Below are 22,503 nucleotides of genomic sequence, written 5' to 3'. Positions count from 1 at the left end.
TCATCGCGACTCTAGCCATAATCGTAATCGAACAATTACGATTTCTTTTTCAAATCTTAAAATATTCAATCAAGGTCACGACTACGATTACGACAGTTATTAATATCTAATTGATAACACGCCCTAGTTAACTATCAGTAAAATACACGCTTTATTTTGATTTTAATTATATCAAAAGAACTACCTTGTATCAAAAAAATACTAGGATCTATGAGTATCTCAACCCAAAAGTGTTTATCTTAATTCAACACTCTTTCGCAACGTTCGCATAAACCAGTCTCATTTATCCTGGTAAAGTTCCAGCAGCGCTCGCACTTATCGCCCTTAAATTTTTCTATCGTTACTTCACCAAATTCATCGTTTTGAAAATCTTTTTTTAGACTATCGCAACTAACACAAGCTACTTGTAATAACTCTTTAAGGATTAAGCAATCATTGTTTGTTAAATTTCCTTCTACTAGAACATGAGCCTGCGCAAAAGTATTTATAGTTTTATTATTTTTGCTTTTCTCTAGTCTTTTTAACAATAAATCTCTTGTTGTAAGTAACATACTCCATTTTTCGCAAACGCGATGGTCATTGTACTCGTCTTCGACATCGCAAAAATGAGTTAAATGCACACTTTTTTCTTGTGAATTTTTACGAACATGCTGCCATATTTCTTCAGCTGTAAAGCTTAAAACAGGTGCGATCCATGGCAATGTAGTGAATAAGAGTTTTCGTAAAACAAACTGTGTTTGTCGCCGTAATAAACAATCTGCTTCATCACTATACAAAGCATCTTTGCGTACACAAAAGTACAACGAACTAAGTTCGTTGCTAAAAAAATTGAGTATAAGCTGAAATACTACATGGTATTCATACTTCTCATATCCTTTGCGTATTTCAGTGTTAACAGAATATAATCTCGCTAGGATATATTTTTCTAGCTCTGGAAGTTCCTTGTAAGAATGAGACTCTCCGTTATCATCATACAAATTTCCTAGTAGATAACGATAAGTATTACGTAACTTACGATAAGATCCTTGTACTTGCTCTAACTTTGGTAATGAAAACTCGACATCATCGCGAAAATTTTCCGATGCAACCCATAATCGCAGTAAATCAGCGCCATATTTTGCGATCAAATCCTTTGGGAAAAGAGCCCCACGCGACTTAGATACCTTTTCTTTTTTACACGACTCAACCACATATCCATGAGTTGCTACAGTAGAGTAAGGGGCTAGCTTATTTGTCGCTACCGCTAAAGCTAGTGAACTTTGAAACCACCCTCGAAATTGATCATTTCCTTCTAGATATAAATCAGCGGGATATTTTAAATCACTTCGCTGTAAAACTATATCTTGAGTAACTCCTGAGTCAAACCATACATCTAGAACATCTTCTTCTTTGCTAAAATCTTGAACACCGCAACATGTGTAGTCTTTAGGAAGTAAGTCATTAAAGGGCAGTGTGAACCATACATCACTAGTATGTTCTTTAAAAAGATCAACTATGTGTTGCATAACTTTTTCATCTTTTACCTGCTTTTGACACCGATTACAATGAAATATAGCCAAAGGAACTCCCCAGGATCTTTGCCGTGATACACACCAGTCAGGGCGTTTTTGCAACATATTTCTCATACGTTTCTTACCCCATTGCGGTATCCATCGGGTTTTCTCTGTTTCCTCTATACAATTTTCTCGAAGATCATTTTCGTCCATAGATATAAACCATTGAGGAGTTGTACGAACGATAACCGGATTGCGACAACGCCAGCAATATGGATACTCATGCTCAACGTAGTTCTTTTTAAGTAACTTCCCTTTGTCCTGAAGTATATCGACAACATAACTGTTTACACTCCACACCTTCTTTCCATAAAAGTCATCGTTGGTAAAACAACCGCGATGATCAACAAAACATAACACCGGTAAGCCATATTTCTGACCAACCAAAAAATCGTCTTCTCCGTGGCCAGGCGCTGTATGTATACAACCTGTTCCTTGCATCAGATTTACATGTTCTCCTAAAACAACAGGAACAACGCGCTCTAAAAAAGGGTGCTTACATTTTGCTTTCAATAAATCTCTTCCCTCGAATTGTGCAACAACCTTACCTTCGACATCGCAAACCCTCTGAAAAGGTTTCAATAACTCGCTTGCTACAACTAACAACTCGCTACTAGTTTCAAGAACGCTATATTTATAATCAGAGTGTAAACATACTGCTGTATTCGCAGGAAGAGTCCAAGGAGTAGTTGTCCATACTACAAGACATAAAGATTTTTGCGGTAAATTATTTTTTTGGCAAAATGCCTTACTATTCTCCACAGTAAAACGCACATAAACTGAGCAAGATTTGTGGTTTTTATATTCTAGCTCAGCCTGTGCTAATGCTGTGCAACATTCTGTGCACCAGTGTACAGGTTTTTCTCCTTTATTTAGAGAACCACTTCGAACAAGAGCAAACATTTTTGCAGCGATCCCCGCTTCAAAACGAGCACTCATTGTCAAATACGGATTTTCCCAATCGCCCACAACGCCAAGACGTTGAAACTCTTGTTTTTGTAAATCAACAAATTTCTGTGCGTGCACACGACACGCTTTTCTTATTTCTACTTGAGTGGCATTTTCGGTAAGATTTTTCATCACTTGCAATTCGATAGGCAATCCGTGACAATCCCAACCTGGGACAAAAGGTGCATCAAAACCTTCCATATTTTTTGCTTTTACAGTTATATCTTTGAGAACTTTGTTTAATGTTGTTCCTATATGCACATGGCCATTTGCGTAAGGAGGTCCATCGTGCAAAACAAATTTATTTTGTCCGGCTCCCTTTTCTCTCAAAGACAAGTACAACTGCTGTTCTTGCCACAATTTTAATATTTCAAGTTCTCGCTCCGCTAAATTTGCCTTCATTGGAAAGCTAGTTTTTGGTAAATTAAGAGTAGGTGAATAATTTGTCATAATATTATTCCTGAATACGGTAGCTTTACTGGCATAAAACTACTGCTTAGTTATTGTAAATAAAAAAGCCCTCGAAAATTCGAGGGCTTAGTTGTAAGTGTAAACAAAAAAAGCCCATCGCTATTGATGGGCTTTTGTAAAATACGAGTTTAAATGAAATTTGACCATCAAATAGACATAATAATACCAATAATGATAATTATGCTTATTTGAGTGAAAAAAGTACTCATTTTTAACTCCGCTTCAAAAAGGTTTTGTGTTCATGTAATTACATCACAAAACGAAATATAAATATTGGCCGCGTTTTGTTTGTAAAAAATGTAGTTTTATTCGGATAATAATTAATCCACTCTAAATATACTGTGCTATATTCAAAATTACAAATTTTTTTTATGTTTTTGTCAATAGCTAGGTAACGCGTATAGTTCTACAGCCCATTTCTTAGGATGCGGCAAAAATAATCTATCATTTTTGCCATATCCCTTAAAGTAAAAGATCGGATAAATAATGAATAGAAAAAAAATTCACTACATACTACTTACCTTAGTTACGATAGCTGCTACTATTTGGGGATACTTCTCTTATATCACATATGTTCCTTCGCAGCAAGTAAACGACCAACGCATTGTAATTCTCCCAAAGCAACTCGAGCATCAGACTAAAAAAATAATCGCCAAACCGCGCGTTGTGCAAGTAACCAAAAATGTATTTGTCGCACTCAGTTACGATTTAGCAAATGTAATACTTATTCGCACAACAGCAGGCAATGTTATTGTTGATACGGCTTCATGCCCTGAAAGAGCACGACAAATAAAAAAAGCTCTTAAAGAACACATGATGGAAAAAACTGCGGCAGTTATTTATACTCATAGTCATGTTGATCATATGGGAGGTGCAAGTGTATGGATTGACAAAGGGACACAAGTCTGGGCAACTAAAGCCTTTGCTGAACACTTATTTAAACAATATGGATTGTTTACACCAACAGAAAGACAAAGAGGTTGGAGGCAATTTGGTCGCCACGTTGCTCAAAAAGATTTGCCAATTTCCGCCATTGGAAAACGTCTAGATTTAGAAGCAGTACTCGAAAATGGAACGCGTATTCCCTCTCATACTTTTAGTAACAAACAAATTTTACAAATCGGTTCACAAGAGATTCATTTAGTAGAAGCACACGGTGAAACCCACGATCAGCTATTTGTATGGTTACCAAAACAAAAAATACTTATGCCAGGTGACAACTACTATCATGCTTTTCCGAATTTATACACTATCCGCGGAACACAGCCACGTCCTGTAGACGAATGGATTCAAAGTCTCGATAAAATGCGTAGTTATGATCCCCAATATTTAGTTCCTTCACATACTCACCCTGTTATTGGCAAAGAAAATATACGCAAATCTCTTCGCGATTATCGCGACGCAATACAGTGGATTCGCGACGAAGTAGTTCGTAGAGCTAATCGCGGTGAAAGTCTCGCAAAAATGACAGAAGAAATAGCACTTCCTAGTCATCTAGCACAAGCAGAAAATCTTCAGGAACTCTACGGACAAATCGATTGGTCGGTACGCGCAATTTACACCAACGAATTAGGTTGGTTTGATGGTAACAGCGATCAACTATATCCTCTTGCAAAAAACGAATCAGCCAAACGCGAAATTGATCTTATGGGGGGCGCAAAAAAGGTAATTGCTACTGCTAAAAAAGCACGCACAACTGGGGAAATAAAATGGGCGATACACCTTCTTGCAAAACTACGCGATAGTGGACTGCAAAACCACACTGTAAATTCAGAACTATCTCTATGCTACAAAGATTTAGCCAAAAAGGTATTCAATACCAATGGCCGCGCATATTTGCTAGAAAGAGCACACGAACTAGCGCAAGGAAAATCAGCTCTACCGCTATCTAAGTTAGATGATACATTAATAGCACAAGTCCCTCTAAAAGTAATTTTTACCATAATGTGCTCAAAATTGATTCCTGAAAAATCGATAAATGTACATGAAACAGTAGAGTTTCATATGGAAGATACTAAAGAAAAATTTATCATTACTGTGCGAAACGGTATTGCAGAATTAGTCTTAGAAAAAAGCCTCCCTGATACTCCAAAACCAATAGCAATTGTCCGCACTGATTCAATGACTTGGAAAAAACTCGCACTCAACAAACAACAAGCTGCATCAGCAATTACCAGCGGTAAATTATCAATAGAGGGCAAAGTCGCTTTCTTAAAATTTCTCAAAAAATTTAACCGTAACCAAGGGTAAAACGCTGATGCTTTCAATAAAATACCACGGTAATAAAAATGCCCCTACTTTAGTACTACTTCATGGAATGCTAGGGTCAGGAGAAGACTGGCAACCATTTATTCACCAGTGGTCAGCGAACTTTTATTGCGCAACGATTGATCTTCCTGGACATGGTAACTCTTTAATTGGTGATAAAAACAAGGTGTATACATTTACCGATGTAGCTGATATGATTGTTCGCGAAATTGAAGCACAATCGTTCTATTTGATTGGTTACTCAATGGGTGGACGTATAGCCCTAGATATAATAAAACGTTACAAACAACGAATTATAAAAGCAATTTGTATCAGTGCATCTCCAGGAATAGAAGACAAAAAAGAAGCGCAACAACGCTACAATCGCGATCAGAAACTATTAAAAGGCAAAGACCAAAAACAATTCTTGCAACAGTGGTATAAACAACCTCTGTTTATTGGAATTCCTGAGCATAAAAACTATGAACAACTACTCACCAAAAGACTGCAAGGAAATTTTGTCGAAATGCAAAAAGGATTAAACATTATGAGTGTCGGTAAACAACCCAATATGTGGCCATGGTTATGCATAAACAAACCGCAACCTCTACTTTACGTTTGTGGAGAGTTAGATAAAAAATACACAGCGATTGCTCAGCGACTCAAGCAAAACATACATGTGCAAGTATTTACTCTAAAAAATAGTAGTCACATGCCTCACTTTCAGCAACCAAAAGTTTTTAGTGATATAGTAAATAACTATTTTCAACTGTTAAAACAAAAATAATTTAGGATATGATGGGAAATTTATGTCCGATGTAAAGAAAAAAATCCTTACTATTATAATTTTACTTAGCTCGACTATTGTATTTGGTTCTTGTGGCTACTACTTTATATCAGGCGGTGAAGAAAGTTTTATTGATTGCGTGTATATGACAGTTATAACTCTAACAACAGTAGGTTATGGAGAAGTAGTCGATGTCAGCAACATCTGGGTAAAAATATATACAATGTTCTTAATGTTGTTTGGTATTGGCGTTTTAGGCTATTGTATAAGTTTGACAACGGCCTTCCTCGTAGAAGGCGAGCTTGTCAAGATATTAAAGGAACGACGTATGAAAAGAGCTATGTCTGATTTAAAAGATCACTATATCGTATGTGGATCCGGTCCGATTGCCCTCCACGTAGTACAAGAATTAATGAAAACCGAAGTGCCTACTGTTGTAATAGATGAAGACGCCGAAGATTTCACCAAACAGTTTTCGCGAAACCTTGTTTTTTGGATTAATGGTGATCCTTCTGATGATGACTTGTTACTAGAAGCCAATATTGAAAACGCCAAAGGTATCGTTGTTACTTCCTCTTCTGACAAAGACAATCTATACATTACGGTATCGGTAAGACAACTAAATCCAAACATACGCATTGTAGCGCAAACCTCATGTATTAAAATGAAAGAAAAACTTCAACGCGTAGGAGCCAACGCCATTATATGTACCAATGCAATTGGTGGACTACGCATGGCATCAGAAATGATACGTCCTTCTGTGGTGAGTTTTCTAGACAAAATGTTACGCCACTCTGGAGGAACAATGCGCATAGAAGAAATCCGCGTCGATAGTTCCTCTCCGTTAATTGGTAAAACAATAGCAGAGTCTAATTTTAAAGAAAAGTTTAACTTACTTATTTTGGCTATTATGAACAGTAACGGAGATATTTATTACAATCCCGCTTCGAGAACTGTACTCAAAGAAAACGACACACTCATTGTGATGGGTGTACGCGAAAAAGTCAATCAAACACGCCGTTTAACGCGCGATGAACTACACAAAATTTGAGGTTAAATAATGAGCAAAGAAATGACATTTGACAAATGGAGAGATTACTGTTTTGATCGTCCAATAACAAAACCTGAGTGGTATTGGGATGAAGACCTTGATGATTATGAACCTGAATCAATCGAGCTTGCCAAGTATCTCCAACAACTTTTTTCACAAAGCAATAAGTTGATTTCGTTATATAGTGATGAGCAAATAAATCAAGGTCTGATCTTTATTTGTAGCATAGGATCTAACTATTTTCACAGCGCTCGCGAGTCACAAGTACCAAAAAACCTTCAACTTAAATGGGTAACATCGATAAAAAGTCTTTATAGCGAAGTGTTTCAAGTAAAATGTTCTAATCACTATGGACACTTAAGCAATAATTTAAAAGATTCAAATCCCATTAATAACGTGTGCTACATGTTTTGGGATATTGATGGTTTAGAAAGTGCAGCTATGTTTCCTGAACATGAATATTTAGTAGATCCAATATTTGAAACACTTACTTTTGCCATCAGTTTACCAAATATTGCATGTATAGAAAGTGCACTTCATGGACTTGGTCATCTAAAGCCGTATCATCCGAAAAGAGTAGAATCTATCATAAACAATTACTTAGAATCTCCTCGTCTTATAACAAAGGAACTAGAACTCTATGCGCAGAGAGCGTTTGCAGCCATGATTCTATAAGTTGTTATTGTTTACCATGAGACCTCTCAATATTAGCATAACTTTCATGCGTTTCATCTCTATAAAACATCGGAATTTCAAGCAATTGCGAAATGAAATTAGTAAAAGCAAGACCGTTCTTATAACTTTCTTCAGAGTTCGAAATGTTCGGTGTTTCAGCTACTTTTAGGTAGCCTGTTTCTCCAATACCTTGTAATTTGATAATTGATTTGTAACGGCTTGTTCTTGTCGTTCGATCATCAGAGTCAGTATGTTCTGTTGTTGTTGTGATTTTATAAAAAAGTACTCTATTTGCTTTCGCCATATCGTATTCCAAGCATTCTCCCTTTAAAGTACGATATATTTTTTTTTGCTGCAAATTAAAGTACCATTGATCTGGATCGAATAACTTTTTTTCGCGCGCTTTTTTATACTGCTTTGAGGCATCAAAAAATGCAATAACAAGAGATGCATTTAAAAACAAGTGACTCGCGAAAAGGTATTGCAGGAAACCTCCGACAGCAACAATTCCTACAACACGCGCTAGTATCAAGAAAAGAGCCTCATCTCCTTGCTTGTAATGTACAGCTAGCTCTTTATTAGGAACATAAGAAATTATTTTTCCTGTGAGTATGTGCACATCTGGCGACCATTTTTCTGCATCAATTCCTCGCGATTCATTTTTTATATTTTCACCAGATGCATAAAGCTCGGCGATATTCTCTTCTTTGTCTACATCTTCTGTATCGATTACATTATTTGTCGATTCTGTCGCTACACTTTTAGAAAAATGCATCTTTAAAAATTGTAATTCATCTTGCTGCACATCACCACGTGGAAGTTCAAGTATTTGGCATAAGCGTTTCATAAAATCAAGAACTCTATCGCGTGAGCGTATATCTTCAATAACCATTCTAAAGACAATAGCGGCACCTTGGTACTTATTAACAATAAAAGTCATTTCGTACTGCGTATTTTTTATACTTAACTCTTCATTGTAGGTAACTTCAATATCAATAATTTCTCTTTTACTGAAATTATACTCAACAAATTTTCCTGTGTGTACAAAGAATAGCCTTAAAAACAATGAATCACCTACTTCTAATAAGGCAACTTGAGGAGCTAAGTTTTTTAAGAGAGAATGTATGAAGAAATAAAATGGTATGTGTAAAGTCAAAATAAAAGCGAACAATCCTAAAATTATGAATACCGCGATTGCATAACCTGGAAGTGCAAAAGTAAAAAATTTATAATAAAGAATAACAACAATAGGAACAAAGACAATAGCAATGCGTAACATTCTCTTGAATATTTTAAAAGATTGTATATCTTCGTCGATGTCTACTTTCGTTAACTTCATATATTTTTGCGGCACATACTCTTCTATTTTCATAAGAATCTCCCTATCGTCAGCTATGCGAAATACTACTGTTTTTTGTTGTGAGACTTATCAGATAGTTCATATCATGTAGTGATTAGGTGCTGTTGAATTGCTGTTATTAAGATAATAATGTATTTTTTAAAAGTATATAAGAGCACCAAACTAAGTAAGAAAATTTTTGTAAAAGCGATTTTATACATAGCAAGAACAGGGACATAATTGAGTAATCTGTAGGTTCAAGAAATTCTTAATCCTAATCTTAATCCTTTAAAAAAGACGATCTTTGGAGGTTGCCTTGATTAATCCAACGAGCATTGAGACAATTGACAGCAGCATATTTTTTCACAAATTAATTTGCTCTTTAGGATAGTATTCTTTGGTAATTATTATATCTAAAGCACTAGCACTTTCAAGCGCAGATCCTCTAGCAATATCAAAGTAGCGATCTTTAGGTGTATATTTTCCGTTTCCTTCTGCAATATTTAAAACAATCGAGGTTGATGCTCTATCCAACTGATAGAGCGCAGCCAATTTTCTTGGTAACTTTTTTAGTATAGGATTGCACCATTTTATGAATTCTATTGCTTGTTGGTATACTTTCAGTTTCTCGTGGTCAAAATATGCTTCCATTTCAACGCTCCAGATTAAGATTAAGAATTAGGATTATGATTATGGTTAAGGTTAAGATCCTTCTATTCTAAATCACAGAGCGACAAAACTTCCAAAGGCTTTATATTCTTTTATAGCATTAATTCGTCAGCAGTACCTGGTTCTGTAGTAAAGAATTATAATGGTGAATGAATAACCAAAGAGCGCTTTTCCGTACACGCTTCCATTTTTTATAGACTTCTTCGAGCCACATTTCGGGCATTTCATTCATATCTTCTTTTCTGATAACTACTTTTTTATTTTAAATTATATCAAAAAAGAAGTTTTTAGAAAACATCACTACATGATATGAACTACCAAAAGTTTTACATCACTCGGTATAAATAGATACCAAACCCCAGTGTGGCGCGTCCATATTTTAAGTAGTGTTTACGCCATGCACGAATATGCGCAAGCATTCCTTCATTGTCTTTATCTTCAGGCATTTCTAACGCATAGTCTTCGATAGATCGCGAATATAACCATTCGTAGTTGTCAAAGTCTTCGGTGCTTGCTGTGTATGAATATAGTGGAATGAGGTTTTGCTCCGTGGCTAGTTCAATATTTTCGCAGTGAGAATTGTAATCGCCTTCTGTTGCTTGGAGAAATGTTAAATACTCAGAGTGCGGTTTTTGTCTCCAGTAGCCTTCTGCAAATATAATTTGTCCGTGTTTTTTTACACGGGAGGATATCATACTTAGCGCTGCTTTGTACCCGCCTAAAGCGTGTGATGATCCTGTGCAGATAATAAGATCTAATGAGCTATCAGCAATTTTTTCTAAGAAATCTTTTCCATCGGATTCAACAAACTGCATGTTTTTAACATCTTTATTGCGTTTTGTTGCTAGTTGTAAACTAGCTTCGCAAATATCAACTCCGGTACCATGTATTTTATATTGTTGGGCAATTCGATAAAGAAGTTCTCCGTTACCACACCCAATATCTATTACTGATGCATTTTGTGGTAACTTTAGCTCGCTAATAATTTTTTGTATTTTATTTTCACTTATAGGATTAAAAAAAGCATGGCTACGATGAGCGATAAATGAACGTTTACTTCTCAAGTTATTCTCCTTGGGTCAATTATAATACTAATTGTCATGAGTCGCGTTTTAATCTAAAGGAAATGCTTTTTTTCTAATACATACATCACCAATAACAACATAACCACTAAAGAATCTTTCACGGTATTCAACGACTGCATTGATTAAAATATTGCCACCACCTTTTTCAAGGCAATCATCAACAGCAGATTTAACATCGTTTTTTATTTCACTTTCAAAACGTCCAACAACAATATAATTACTTGTATCAACATTTTTCGTTGATAATACTGTAAAATCTCCAACACGTGTGTTGATACACCCTGAAAGAGTAATGATAAGTAATATAAATGCTAACCTCATAAGAATTCCTTTCTTAACTTTGCCACCTCTTATAAAAAATCACCAACAAGATCTTTACTTAAATTCCACAGGTTTTTACAAGATTCTTCGTCATATGCTTGTGGCAATGCTTTTGCTTCTGCTGTGCCATTGAAAAATTTTCCATGAATGTCACCTTGTTCTAACGCCAAGGATACAATAGGTTTTATTCCTTCATTGGCATTGCCTCTTGCGGTACCAAACATCTCTTGCGCTATTTTGGTGTTGAGCATTGATCCTGGGTGTAAACTTGTGACAATTAAATCGTTAATGTTTCTTGCTAGCTCAAATGTAAACATTATCATCGCCAGTTTACTTTGACGATAAGCGCGAATGCCGTCATATTCTTTCTCAAGCATCACATCATCAAAGTCAATATGATATTGACCGAGCGAGGAAACATTTACAATTCGTTCTTTTATGTGTGGTAGGAGTAAATGGGTTAGTAAAAATGTCGCTAAATAATTTACTTGGAAACAAACTTCTAGACCATCTTTACTTTCGCGGCGTTCTTTACCGCCAGCCATACCAGCATTGTTTATTAATACATCAATTAAAAGGTTGTCTTCCTTGATTTTTTGAGCCATAGACTTGATTTCAGAAAAAGAAGCAAGGTCAGCCTGATAACTATAAATGTTATTGTTCCCCGACTCTGCTTTTACTTTAGAAATTGTTTCAGCTATTTTTTTGGGACTGCGTCCGTGAATATAAATATTGTGATTTAATTTAGCTAAAGCCTGAGCTGTTAAGGTTCCAATTCCGTCGGTAGCTCCGGTAATTAGAATATTTTTTGCATTTTTCATAAGAATTTCATCACCATGATAGTTTTGATATAGAATTGTTGATTGCAATAATTCGTTGATACAATGATTCGTCTATTTCTTTTGTGGCTTCAAGAATGTAACCTAAATAATTCCACTTTGCTGCTTGCGAATGATATATCCACACATCTTGAGCATTCAACTTTAGCGCGGCAAGATAAACTCGATTAATCGCCAACCAGTAACGCATAGGAGAATCATAAGATGCTTGCATCTCTTCTAAAAAAATAGCAAGTTTTCTTAAGCGTTCTGCGGCAGGAATTTTGATGTGATTTGTTTGTCGAAAATATTGCGAAAGATTAATAGATTCTATAATTTCGATTTGAGGAGAAATATTTTTTTGGAGCCAACAAAAAAGATCATTGTTGTTGTTTGCATTCAAGGAAGTTTTTCTATCTCGACTTTCGCGTACTTTACTTTGATTGAGGCCGGTCAAAATAGGTGAGCGAGGCACGAAATACTCCCTAATTGGTTAATACTCTGTTTTACTTTGCTCATCTTGACGGTGAGCCACTTCCATTAGTAAATACTGCACTTCATCGTCCATTGTAAACTGTATTGGTTGGACATTGTGAACAAAGTTAAAGTTACCAGAATTCCACTCCATGATGTGGAAAAATGCTTCTTCGCCTTTTTGGGTTCCCACCTCACTATGAACTACAAAACCATCATTAAAATGAATATAACCGCGGGCGTCTTTACCTTCTATTTTTATGTATCCGGTTTTTTTCTCCGTGGCGATCATTTGAAGTACAGTTCCAAGGTCGAGTGTATCTAAACTACCTTGAAGAGATAATTTTTCAATGACATCGGAACGTTTTTTTAAAATAGTTGTTTCGGCACCTTTTCCCGATTTGCCATTTGTTAATTCACTTATTGTATAATAACTGACGTTGTGCTCACCTACAAGAATTGTGTCTTTGTCTTTTAGCATACGACGCTCGCATGGTTGTGTGTTGACATAAATGCCATTTGCACTTTCTAAATCGCAAACTATATAAGCATTATCTTCTATGCTCCATTTAACAACAGCATGTTTGCGAGAGACATCGGAAGATTTAAGAACTAAATCATTATCGTCACTACGACCAATATAAAAATCTTGTTTTTTGTTTAAACGAATTCGGGGAAAAGGAAAGCATTCTAAATAATTTCCAGGCAAAACCTTACGTGCAATTTTATCGCCTTTTTGTATGGAAATTATTTGGCTAATTAGACTATCAGGACCTTTTCTTTGTATTCGTTTGGTTTTTTTTAGCTCAAATGATTTGTTGTTTTCGTTTTTACGAAAGTTGGACATACTTTTGCTTTCTCAAAGAAACACATACAGGTTAAGTATTTAACAACCTAAATATATTATCAAAAAATAAGCAAAAGTACACCAAATAATAAATATATAGATTATCTAAAATAAATTGAAATAGTAGATTTATTCCATTTTGTTTGACATTTAATAATGTAGAGAAATAATGTAGATGCAGTGCCCTACTATGCTCATTGTAACTAAATTACCTAATGCAAATGCAGCACCTCGATGCGGTTGTTTTGCCTTCATGTAAAAATACGTATGCAATAAGCGAATACTTGCGTATGTAATAAAATATGCTAAGCAGTATTGAGGGTTACCTCCTAGTATTACCAGTGCCAAACTGAGCAATAAAAAGAAAGGAATATTCTCTAAATCATTTCGCCAACATCTAGCAGCACGTTCATCTAAATCTCTATATTTTTGTATCACTTCTTTGTCGCTATCAGCGAATCGTTCTGTATCTTCAGGGTTGATAAACGTATTTCCTTTAAAACGACTATATCCTTGTATCATTGAATTTAGAAACGTTTTTAAAAAAAAGAATATGCATAGAAACACCCAATAATGAAAAGCAGGATTTTTATCTAACATGTGATACCTCTATTCTTTTGGTAATGGTTCTTTATAAAATAGTAAAAAACAAAGAGGTTTTAGGACGCGCATCAATTAAAACATTATGCTAAAAAGCTTGTGACTGTGACCGTGAACCTAGCCGTAATCGCGATCGTAGCCGAAAAATAGTAACATTCTTAACGTATAAAACGTAATATTTCATATTTTTGTACGATAAATTCTATATTTTCGGTCAAGGTCACGGTGACGCTCATGATTACGGTTACAGTTGAGTCTTATAAAATATAAACTTTATATTTTGAATAGTTTTTCACAGTTGATGACAGGCCGCGTTTCCTCAAAAAGTAGCGATTATTGATCTGGTGAATTTTTCACCAGATCAATAACAAAGTTATACCGTTTTAATCGATAGAGTAAGTTTTTGTTTGTCAATTACATACTCTTCACTAGTATCACCTTGTGGTTTATCTGCTTTTGTTAGAGATTTTGCTAACGTTTGTTCTTTTATATAGTTAGGGTGGTTGTCTATCGCTTTTTGTAAGTCTTTTTCTGCACTATATTCAATATCAATGTTATCGTCTAATTTTAAGTCTGCTGTTTTACGAAGTTTCTGGATACGGTTTACAATTTCGCGAGCCAAACCTTCTAACATTTGATCTTCTTCTACGCTTGCATCAATTTCTACAGTAATGTGAATGTTAGAAGCGACATATTCGTGACCTGGCTGCGGAGTGCGGTGTACATTGACTCCTTCGCTGGTGATTTTTTCACCTTCAATTTCAATCTCTCTACCACTTTCTAATTTGAAAAGTTCTTCTGTAGAAAGTTGCTGAATTTTTTTGTTAATAACGCCAAATTTTTTGCCTAGTTTTTTGCCTAGAACTTTACCATTGGCTTTAGCTTTAAGCTCAACATATTTTTCTTCTTCTTGAGAATACTCAATTTCGCGAATGTTAAGCTCTTCTTTCATGTAGTGTTCAAGTTCTTTTACATTCTCTAAAAATTCAGCTGTTCGGTGAACAATGGTCATGCGTTTTAGAGGTATTTTTACTTTTACCTTAGCTTTTTCACGTAAGCTACGTACCATTACGAGGAGTTGTTGCATAATGCTCACAGAGGTTTCTAAACTACCAAGAATATGTTTATTATTCGCATTTGGGAAATTTTCTAAGTGAACACTTTCTTTGCGATTATCGTTGTGTTGAGAAAGATTTTGATAAATAATTTCTGCTTGGAATGGTGTAAAAGGCGCCATTACTTTTGATAAGCTAAGAAGGACATCGTACAGAGTTTGATAAGCCGCTTCTTTATCGTCGCTTTGCCCTTGTTCCCAGAATCGTTTGCGATTAAAACGAATATAAGTATTTGTGAGATCTTCTACGAAATCGAGTATCGCTGGGACTACATTGTAAAGACGGTAGGCAGCCATTTCTTCTTCAACGCGTTTTAGTAAACTTTGCATACGCGAAATGATCCACTTGTCTAACAAGTTTGTTGTCTCTACTTTTTGATTTTTAGGTTTCCAATCATCAATGACAGCGTAGTTACAAAAAAAGCTGTAGGCATTCCAATTTTTAAGAATAACACGACGTACAATTTCTTTTACTCCAGTTTCTGCAAAGCGTAAATCCTCTGCGCGTACTGCTGGAGATTGGATCATATATAGGCGTAAAGCATCAGCTCCGTATTCATCAAGTACGTAATTTGGATCAGGATAGTTCTTTAAGCGTTTACTCATCTTGTTGCCATCTTCAGCAAGTAAAATACCATTTACGATTACATTTTTAAATGGTACTTTGTCAAAGAGAGCTGTCCCTAATATCGAAAGAGTGTAAAACCAACCTCTTGTTTGGTCTAGGCCTTCAGCGATAAAATCCGCTGGAAACGATTTTTCGAATTTTTCTTTATTTTCAAAAGGGTAGTGCGCTTGAGCATATGGCATTGAACCACTTTCGAACCAACAATCTAAAACCTCAGGAACGCGTTTAAGTGGTTTTTTTCCTGTAGGGGAAGGAATTTCAAGGTCATCTATGTGTTGACGATGAATGTCGGTAATTTTTTTGCCAGTGAGTTTTTCTAATTCTTCAATACTACCAACGCACAGTATTTCTCCTGTTTCTTCGTTCATCCATAGAGGGATCGGATTACCCCAAAAACGATTGCGAGAAATAGCCCAGTCTCTGGCTCCTTCGAGCCAATTACCAAAACGACCATCGCGTAAGTGTTCAGGAATCCAATTTGTTTTTTTGTTATTGGCTATAATTCTTTCTTTAATTTGCTCTACTTTTACAAACCACGTAGAAATAGCGCGGTAAATCAAAGGAGTGTCAGAACGCCAACATACAGGAACGCGGTGTTGAATGGTATCTTGTTTGTACAAGACTCCCTTATCTTTTAAGTGTTTAATAATATTTTTATCAGCGGCTTTAACATGCTGACCTAAAAACTCATTCACTGGCTCGATAAATTGACCGTCGTCATCTATTGGCATGACTACAGGTATGTCATATTTTTGACAAATATTAAAGTCTTCTTCGCCAAAAGCAGGAGCTGTATGAACAATTCCAGTTCCGTTTTCTGTTGTTACGTGTTCACCTACTAGAACTTTAAAAGCTCCTTCGCTACGTTTTTCAGAGAAGTACGGAAATAAAGGCTGGTATTCTTTACCTTCTAAATCTTTTCCTTGATAGGTTTCGATAATTTCAAAACCTTTGTTTTTAGGAAAGTAAGATTTCAATCTTTCTTTGGCAAGGATTAGAAAACCATCGTGTTTGTCAGTCTTTATTTTAACATATTCAATATCAGCACCAACACAAAGCGCTAAATTGCTGGGCAGAGTCCACGGAGTGGTTGTCCATGCTAGAAAGCTAGTATTTTCTAATTCAGTAGCTTTAAAAATAATAGTTACAGATGGGTCTTGTAAATCTTTGTAGTTAGAACCCGCTTCAAAGTTTGACAGTGGAGTTGCCACAGCAGTTGAATATGGCAATACTTTGTAGCCGCGATATACAAGATCCTTGTCCCACAATTGTTTGAATACCCACCACACAGACTCCATAAAGTCGGCGTCCATTGTTTTATAGTCGTTGTCGAAATCGACCCAACGCCCAACGCGTTCTACTGTTTGCCGCCACTCGCTAGAGTAACGTTGTACAATACTTTTGCATTCGTCGTTATAGTTTGCAATTCCAAATTCTTCAACGCCCTTGCGCCCTTTTATGTCTAAAGCTTTGTCTATTTCGTATTCGACAGGTAAACCATGACAGTCCCAACCAAACCGCCTCTCAACGCGGTAGCCTTTCATTGTCCAATAGCGTGGAATAATATCTTTGATGATTCCCGCGAGTAGGTGGCCGTAATGTGGAAGCCCTGTTGCAAAAGGTGGGCCGTCGTAAAAACTATACAGTTTATCTTCAGATCGTTCTTCTATACTTTTTTCAAATATTTTTTCTTTTTTCCAAAATTCGAGTACTTTTTTTTCCTCGTCAGGGAAACTTACTTGAGTGCTAACTTCTTTAAAGCTCATTTTATAATCCTTGTAATTTTTCAGCGACTTTACTTAGTTCTTCTATTGTTGCCTGCTTGACATTTGGTCCATTTAACGGAAGTTCTTTGATTTCGTTTGTAGGAATTAAGTGTACGTGTACATGGGGAACTTCCCAACCAATCACTGTCATACATACACGCTTGCAATCTAACTTTTCTTTAAGATGGCAGGCTATTTTTTTAGTAAGTGCCATTAAATTTGTATAAGTATTGTTATCTAGATCAAAGATGTAAGACTGTGGTTGCTTTGGAATAACTAAAGTGTGCCCTGTGTTTACAGGACGGACATCTAAAAATGCTAGGAAATGATCATCCTCGTATACTTTTGCACAAGGAATTTCTCCTGCAATTATTTTGTCAAATATTGTTGCCATTTTTTTCTTCCTCAAGAAATGGTTCTAAAAAGCCGATAAATTCGTCACCTTTTTTACCCCAGCGTACTCCGTGACCACTAGCAATTCGAGCTTCATATACAAGCGAATGTTTATAGTGGTAAAAAATATTCCACCACGTAGTATTATCAAGTATCGACAGCACTATTTGTTTTGCTTTATTGTTTTTTGCTTGTGCAGAGCCTTTTACATCTCCCCAAAAATTATCAGAGGAACGCCCTACGTGTTTTGTCCAAGCACGCGCAGCAAATGATAATCCTTGCTTTCCCTCGCTAAACGCAGATAACATTAGCGATTCTGTGGTGGGAGGAATAGCAGTATAATCGGTAATACTTGCTGGTGTATGACGCTGCCCAAGTAACATTAATATATTTTGACATCCTGCGCTGTGTAGACTCCCACTCAACAATTCCTGATTGTGCGGTGTGATTGCGAATTGCGATTTTGTAGCTTCGTTAAGCGCATTATTAAAATATAGAAATGCGTTACTAAGAGAGGGAGTACACTCTACATGGAAGTGGGGAAGAGGTTGTATATCGCGCGCACCATTATTGTAAAAATCGAGAAGTGTGTGCGATAGTTTTGCCATATGTTCTTCGACGAATAAAGCAGCATGTTGCTGATGCCAGTCGAAATCTTTTTGGCAAGAAAGTAGTAATTGTGTTAGTTGTTGTTTTTCCATTTTGTTTGCCTGCGCAAATAAATGTAGCATCGATTTTTATTAAATGATGCTACATTTTGTATTAGTTTATTTACTTGCTTAAGAGCTTGTAACATACTCTAAGATTTAACTACGACCTTTGCATACCTTTTCCTTCCAGCACGCAATAAAATTTCTCCGTCTTGAAGGTCAGCACTTGTGACTTTAAAATCAAAAGCCTGTATGCGTTCATCATTGATCGAAGCTCCGCCTTTTTTTATTAGTCTTTTGGCTTCACTTTTTGAAGGAACAAGATCTAGTTTGTGAAAAAGTTCGGTAGCAAGAATACCTTCTTCTAATTCTGAAGAGAGAACAGTAAGAGTTGGTAAATCAACACCTTTCTTGTCTCCACTCCATATTTTTTCAACAGTCTCTTGTGCGGTTTTCGCAGCTTGTTCTCCATGATTTAGTTTTGTGGCTTCAAAAGCGAGAATTTTCTTAGCTTTATTAATGTCCTTACCTTGTAATTGACCAAGTTCGTTAACCTGCTCCATTGGCAAGAAAGTAAAAATACCCAAGAATTTTTTTACATCACGATCATCGACATTACGCCAAAATTGATAGTAATCTAAAGGCGAGAATAATTCGCTATCTAACCACACTGCTCCTTGCTCTGTTTTACCCATTTTAGCACCAGAAGCAGTCGTTATAAGAGGAAAGGTGATTCCGTAAGCGCTTTTACGTTCTACACGACGAATAAGATCTATGCCAGCGCAAATATTTCCCCATTGATCATCTCCTCCCATCTGGAGTACACAATCGTGATTTTGCTTTAAGTGTAGAAAATCAAAAGCTTGTAGCAGCATATAATTGAATTCTAAAAAAGATAGACCTTGTTCTTTTTCTAAGCGAAGTTTTACAGATTCTGCAGCTAACATTCTATTCACAGAAAAATGTACACCATAGTCGCGTAGAAATTCGATGTAGTTGATAGGAGAAAGCCAATCAGCATTGTTGGCTATCATTGCTTTATCTTCAGAGAACTCAATAAAGCGACTGAGATGCTTTTTGAGACCTAGCATATTATTGTTGATATCTTCTTGGGTGAGCATTTTACGCATCTCTGATTTTCCAGAGGGATCTCCAACCATAGCAGTTCCTCCTCCCACAACAGCAATAGGGCGATGACCAGCACGCTGCATGTGAGCAAGAACCATAATTTGAACTAAACTTCCTACGTGGAGAGAAGATGCTGTTGGATCAAATCCAATATAACAAGATATGTTATCTTGCCCTAAAACTTCGCGGACTTTCATGTCTGTTACTTGTTTTGGAGTTCCATCTTCTTCTGTTGCAATAAAACCTCTCTCTAAAAGTACATCAAAGACATTCATATTTTACTCCTAGTTACTAATATCTTTTGGAGAGTGAAAAACAGTATGTTTGAAACGTTCAGTAAAATCATCGAGATTCATATTTAATTCGGCAGCCATTTGCGCTAGAAATTTAGTGTTTGTTAAATCTCTATCATTTAAGTGCATCATGTATTCTTGGGCTATACGATAAACGTAGCTGCTAGTGTTGAGATAACGAACTTTAGATTTTCCTGTTTCAGAATGAATAATAGATTCGAAAGGAATAGGATTCAGTTCGCCATTATCTAAACAAATTACTACGTTTCCTTGGTGATTTTCACCTTTGTTTAATAAAAAATAAACAGCACTATAGCCTAGATCTTTGGTATATATTTGATCTTGTGGAATTGGATCAGCGCAACGCAGTAAGTAGCCCAATTCTACAGAAACTAAGCGCGTACTTTTTCCTAGTTCCTGAAAACGTTTTTCAAGATTAGTACGTATTCCTAAAGCTAAATTAACATCGGCAAGACGTCTATTCCCATATGAATCACGAGTGATTTTTGACCCTGGAATTTTTTGAATTTCTTCGTCAGGAAGTAGTTCGCTGATTCCTTCAGCTATAACAGCAACGCCGTGATTCTGCCCCAAAACATTACATTTCACCATTGCAATCTGAATTAAATCGCAAACATCATCAATCGAAATAGTTTTGTTGTTAAATTGTTCGGGCACTATCGTTAAAGTTGCGCCCGCTGCTTTACCTATGCCTAAAGCTAAATGGCCAGTGTGTCTACCCATTGCTACAGCTAACATCCAGCGATTTGTGGTTTTTGCATCGTGCATGAGGTTTTTCATTAAGGTAGCACCTACATGGCAAGCAGTCGCAAATCCGAATGTATTAATGTTTTCAGGTAAAGGTAAATCATTATCTATTGTTTTAGGAACATGAGCAAATTGAATGTTTACTCCTTGTTTTTTGGCTTCCTCTGATAGCAAGTAAGCTCCATATACTGTATCGTCGCCACCAATGGTAACCATTTTAGTGATGCCGACTTCTTTTAGCATACTTACGCAATTTTCAACACCATTTTCTATTTTTCGAGGATTTGTTCGCGATGTTCGTAGGATAGATCCGCCTTGAAAATGTATTTTGTAGATATCTTCAACGGTTAACTTCGCGCTTTTCTCGCATACCATTTCAATATTACCTTGAGATAGCCATTGGTAGCCGTCGTAAAACCCAACAACTTCCCAATTGCGTTTCATTGCTTCTAAAGCAACGGCACGTATGACTCCGTTGATACCAGGCGCAGGCCCACCACCAACTAATATACCCAACTTACCTTTTTGAATAGATATACTCATTTCATTTTTGATTCAATGAAGAATCACCTCCTGATAGTAACAAAGTTTGTTAACAGTAACTTTTATAGATCCAATTAGAGTTAGGGCATGTCATCAATTAAGAAAAATTCTTATGTTCTGTTAAAATTCTAAAGTGCTACGACAAATTCTTATGTTCTGTTAAAATTCTAAAGTGCTACGACAAATTACTATAATGGTTGTCGCCGTAGTAATCACTTACCGATTTCAAAAATATTCTGAGTCGGGGTAGCGCTCATAAAGTGGTTTATATCTTTTAGTATATTCAAAAAAAATTGTGCTTTAGAATCGATTACAGATACCACTATAATTACGACAAGGGACACAGTCACTATTTAATTGATGATATGCCTAGTTTACTTGGCGTATTAACTTAATATCTGACCTATTTTTTCCATAACTTCGGAGGTTAGTTTTTCTTTCACATCTACGGCCTTGATGTTTTCTTTGACCTGTTCAATGCTAGTCGCGCCAGTGATTACAGTGCTCACATTTGGATTCACTAGGCACCAGGCTATAGCTAATTGCGCCATAGAACACCCTAAATCTCCTGCGAGACTTGTTAGTTTGCGCACTTTGTCCAGTTTGTCTTCCGTGAGTTCTTTTGCTAACCAAGATTCTCTTTGTAAACGACTATTCTCTGGAATACCGTTGTTGTATTTTCCTGTTAAAATACCAGACGCTAAAGGGCTCCAAATTGTTGTTCCCATCCCATGTTTTTCATAAAGAGGAGCGTATTCCTCTTCTACTCTTTCGCGATGGAACATGTGATACTGTGGTTGTTCCATTGTTGGTGGAATACAATTGTACTTTTCTGCAACTTCATATGCTTCTTCGAGTTCTACAGAACTCCATTCTGAAGTTCCCCAATAAAAGGCATGCCCTGAGCGAATGATATGGTCCATAGCTCGAACAGTTTCTTCTATAGGAGTTTCTGGATCAGGACGATGGCAGAATAATAGATCTACATAGTCTAGTTCTAAACGCTTTAAAGAGTTTTTTGTACCTTCGACTAAGTGTTTCCATGAAAGTCCTTTGTCATTAGGTCCTTCACCACCCCAAAATATTTTGGTGGATATAACTAGGTCTTCGCGTCGGTACTCTTTCAGTATTTGAGCCATAACGCTTTCAGAAAGCCCGCGTGCATATACCTCAGCATTATCAAAAAAATTTACGCCACGTTCAAAGGCGGCCCGCATACAATTTTTGGCAATTTCAACATTGATGTGTTTGCCAAAAGTAAGCCAAGATCCAAGAGATAGTTCGCTAACTTTTATTCCTGCTTTTCCTAGTCTATTGTATTGCATTATTTTATTC

The 22,503-nt window shown here is 36.3% G+C and carries 19 protein-coding genes; 4 read left to right on the top strand and 15 right to left on the bottom strand.

Going from position 1 to position 22,503, the window contains the following annotated elements; genetic code table 11:
- Window positions 1-239 precede the first annotated feature (239 nt).
- Entirely contained in the window at window positions 240-2,951 is a 2,712-nt protein-coding gene (ileS, locus tag UABHE_RS05375; RefSeq protein WP_372369219.1) for an isoleucine--tRNA ligase, read from the bottom strand.
- 507 nt (window positions 2,952-3,458) lie between these two features.
- On the opposite strand from ileS (UABHE_RS05375), the gene UABHE_RS05370 reads away from it, so the two are divergent.
- Genes UABHE_RS05370 through UABHE_RS05355 form a run of 4 tightly spaced genes read left to right on the top strand, consistent with a single transcriptional unit; the run spans window position 3,459 to window position 7,732 of the window.
- Window positions 3,459-5,222, top strand: coding sequence for an alkyl sulfatase dimerization domain-containing protein (locus tag UABHE_RS05370; RefSeq protein ID WP_372369218.1), 1,764 nt, complete (start codon window positions 3,459-3,461; stop codon window positions 5,220-5,222).
- A 7-nt stretch (window positions 5,223-5,229) separates the two neighbouring features.
- Window positions 5,230-6,006, top strand: coding sequence for a 2-succinyl-6-hydroxy-2,4-cyclohexadiene-1-carboxylate synthase (menH, locus tag UABHE_RS05365; RefSeq protein ID WP_372369217.1), 777 nt, complete (start codon window positions 5,230-5,232; stop codon window positions 6,004-6,006).
- A gap of 22 nt (window positions 6,007-6,028) precedes the next feature.
- Window positions 6,029-7,057: a TrkA family potassium uptake protein gene (locus UABHE_RS05360; RefSeq protein ID WP_372369216.1), complete on the top strand. Its 1,029-nt coding sequence runs from the start codon at window positions 6,029-6,031 to the stop codon at window positions 7,055-7,057.
- Window positions 7,058-7,066: 9 nt separating this feature from the next.
- Window positions 7,067-7,732, top strand: coding sequence for a hypothetical protein (locus UABHE_RS05355; protein WP_372369215.1), 666 nt, complete (start codon window positions 7,067-7,069; stop codon window positions 7,730-7,732).
- Between the two features lie 4 nt (window positions 7,733-7,736).
- Here the strand turns inward: UABHE_RS05355 and UABHE_RS05350 are convergent, their stop codons facing one another.
- From UABHE_RS05350 to UABHE_RS05285, 14 genes are all read right to left on the bottom strand, one after another.
- The gene (locus UABHE_RS05350; protein ID WP_372369214.1) at window positions 7,737-9,104 is read right to left on the bottom strand and encodes a hypothetical protein; all 1,368 of its coding nucleotides are present in this window, start codon (window positions 9,102-9,104) and stop codon (window positions 7,737-7,739) included.
- A gap of 330 nt (window positions 9,105-9,434) precedes the next feature.
- On the bottom strand, window positions 9,435-9,722 hold the full coding sequence (locus UABHE_RS05345; protein ID WP_372369213.1) for a four helix bundle protein: 288 nt from the start codon (window positions 9,720-9,722) through the stop codon (window positions 9,435-9,437).
- A 344-nt stretch (window positions 9,723-10,066) separates the two neighbouring features.
- Window positions 10,067-10,804 carry a class I SAM-dependent methyltransferase gene (locus UABHE_RS05340; RefSeq protein WP_372369212.1) on the bottom strand — a complete coding sequence of 246 codons (738 nt, stop codon included), beginning with the start codon at window positions 10,802-10,804 and terminating at the stop codon, window positions 10,067-10,069.
- Between the two features lie 48 nt (window positions 10,805-10,852).
- Complete coding sequence (locus tag UABHE_RS05335) at window positions 10,853-11,146, bottom strand: hypothetical protein (protein ID WP_372369211.1); 294 nt, start codon at window positions 11,144-11,146, stop codon at window positions 10,853-10,855.
- A 29-nt stretch (window positions 11,147-11,175) separates the two neighbouring features.
- On the bottom strand, window positions 11,176-11,967 hold the full coding sequence (locus UABHE_RS05330; protein ID WP_372369210.1) for an SDR family NAD(P)-dependent oxidoreductase: 792 nt from the start codon (window positions 11,965-11,967) through the stop codon (window positions 11,176-11,178).
- 10 nt (window positions 11,968-11,977) lie between these two features.
- Window positions 11,978-12,439 (bottom strand): hypothetical protein, encoded by a 462-nt coding sequence (locus UABHE_RS05325; RefSeq protein ID WP_372369209.1) that lies wholly within the window; start codon window positions 12,437-12,439, stop codon window positions 11,978-11,980.
- Window positions 12,440-12,457: 18 nt separating this feature from the next.
- Window positions 12,458-13,285, bottom strand: coding sequence for a DUF4388 domain-containing protein (locus tag UABHE_RS05320; RefSeq protein ID WP_372369208.1), 828 nt, complete (start codon window positions 13,283-13,285; stop codon window positions 12,458-12,460).
- Between the two features lie 150 nt (window positions 13,286-13,435).
- Window positions 13,436-13,885 (bottom strand): MAPEG family protein, encoded by a 450-nt coding sequence (locus UABHE_RS05315; RefSeq protein ID WP_372369207.1) that lies wholly within the window; start codon window positions 13,883-13,885, stop codon window positions 13,436-13,438.
- Between the two features lie 373 nt (window positions 13,886-14,258).
- Window positions 14,259-17,393, bottom strand: a complete 3,135-nt coding sequence (gene ileS, locus UABHE_RS05310) for an isoleucine--tRNA ligase (protein ID WP_372369206.1) — start codon at window positions 17,391-17,393, stop codon at window positions 14,259-14,261.
- A 1-nt stretch (window position 17,394) separates the two neighbouring features.
- Entirely contained in the window at window positions 17,395-17,787 is a 393-nt protein-coding gene (locus UABHE_RS05305; protein ID WP_372369205.1) for an HIT family protein, read from the bottom strand.
- Window positions 17,771-18,487 (bottom strand): hypothetical protein, encoded by a 717-nt coding sequence (locus tag UABHE_RS05300; protein WP_372369204.1) that lies wholly within the window; start codon window positions 18,485-18,487, stop codon window positions 17,771-17,773. Before UABHE_RS05300 ends, UABHE_RS05305 begins: the two co-directional genes overlap by 17 nt.
- Window positions 18,488-18,585: 98 nt before the next feature.
- A complete protein-coding gene (tyrS, locus tag UABHE_RS05295; RefSeq protein WP_372369203.1) occupies window positions 18,586-19,839 on the bottom strand; it encodes a tyrosine--tRNA ligase in 1,254 nt (417 codons plus the stop codon).
- Window positions 19,840-19,848: 9 nt separating this feature from the next.
- Window positions 19,849-21,168 carry a 6-phosphofructokinase gene (locus tag UABHE_RS05290; RefSeq protein ID WP_372369202.1) on the bottom strand — a complete coding sequence of 440 codons (1,320 nt, stop codon included), beginning with the start codon at window positions 21,166-21,168 and terminating at the stop codon, window positions 19,849-19,851.
- Window positions 21,169-21,554: 386 nt separating this feature from the next.
- A complete protein-coding gene (locus tag UABHE_RS05285; protein WP_372369201.1) occupies window positions 21,555-22,493 on the bottom strand; it encodes a potassium channel beta subunit family protein in 939 nt (312 codons plus the stop codon).
- Between the last annotated feature and the right edge of the window lie 10 nt (window positions 22,494-22,503).

This window comes from Candidatus Uabimicrobium helgolandensis (assembly GCF_041508025.1).
GTDB classification, from domain to species: domain Bacteria; phylum Planctomycetota; class Uabimicrobiia; order Uabimicrobiales; family Uabimicrobiaceae; genus Uabimicrobium; species Uabimicrobium helgolandensis.
This window is presented reverse-complemented; position numbering and strand designations above follow the sequence as displayed.

Bases quoted from the DNA above. Each gene is read 5' to 3' on its own strand.
- UABHE_RS05300 (WP_372369204.1), bottom strand. From the start codon at position 18,487: ATGGAAAAACAACAACTAACACAATTACTACTTTCTTGCCAAAAAGAT.
- UABHE_RS05290 (WP_372369202.1), bottom strand. From the start codon at position 21,168: ATGAGTATATCTATTCAAAAAGGTAAGTTGGGTATATTAGTTGGTGGT.
- UABHE_RS05315 (WP_372369207.1), bottom strand. From the start codon at position 13,885: ATGTTAGATAAAAATCCTGCTTTTCATTATTGGGTGTTTCTATGCATA.
- ileS (WP_372369206.1), bottom strand. From the start codon at position 17,393: ATGAGCTTTAAAGAAGTTAGCACTCAAGTAAGTTTCCCTGACGAGGAA.
- menH (WP_372369217.1), top strand. From the start codon at position 5,230: ATGCTTTCAATAAAATACCACGGTAATAAAAATGCCCCTACTTTAGTA.
- tyrS (WP_372369203.1), bottom strand. From the start codon at position 19,839: ATGAATGTCTTTGATGTACTTTTAGAGAGAGGTTTTATTGCAACAGAA.
- UABHE_RS05335 (WP_372369211.1), bottom strand. From the start codon at position 11,146: ATGAGGTTAGCATTTATATTACTTATCATTACTCTTTCAGGGTGTATC.
- UABHE_RS05305 (WP_372369205.1), bottom strand. From the start codon at position 17,787: ATGGCAACAATATTTGACAAAATAATTGCAGGAGAAATTCCTTGTGCA.
- UABHE_RS05285 (WP_372369201.1), bottom strand. From the start codon at position 22,493: ATGCAATACAATAGACTAGGAAAAGCAGGAATAAAAGTTAGCGAACTA.
- UABHE_RS05355 (WP_372369215.1), top strand. From the start codon at position 7,067: ATGAGCAAAGAAATGACATTTGACAAATGGAGAGATTACTGTTTTGAT.
- UABHE_RS05320 (WP_372369208.1), bottom strand. From the start codon at position 13,285: ATGTCCAACTTTCGTAAAAACGAAAACAACAAATCATTTGAGCTAAAA.
- UABHE_RS05370 (WP_372369218.1), top strand. From the start codon at position 3,459: ATGAATAGAAAAAAAATTCACTACATACTACTTACCTTAGTTACGATA.
- UABHE_RS05330 (WP_372369210.1), bottom strand. From the start codon at position 11,967: ATGAAAAATGCAAAAAATATTCTAATTACCGGAGCTACCGACGGAATT.
- UABHE_RS05350 (WP_372369214.1), bottom strand. From the start codon at position 9,104: ATGAAAATAGAAGAGTATGTGCCGCAAAAATATATGAAGTTAACGAAA.
- UABHE_RS05345 (WP_372369213.1), bottom strand. From the start codon at position 9,722: ATGGAAGCATATTTTGACCACGAGAAACTGAAAGTATACCAACAAGCA.
- ileS (WP_372369219.1), bottom strand. From the start codon at position 2,951: ATGACAAATTATTCACCTACTCTTAATTTACCAAAAACTAGCTTTCCA.
- UABHE_RS05360 (WP_372369216.1), top strand. From the start codon at position 6,029: ATGTCCGATGTAAAGAAAAAAATCCTTACTATTATAATTTTACTTAGC.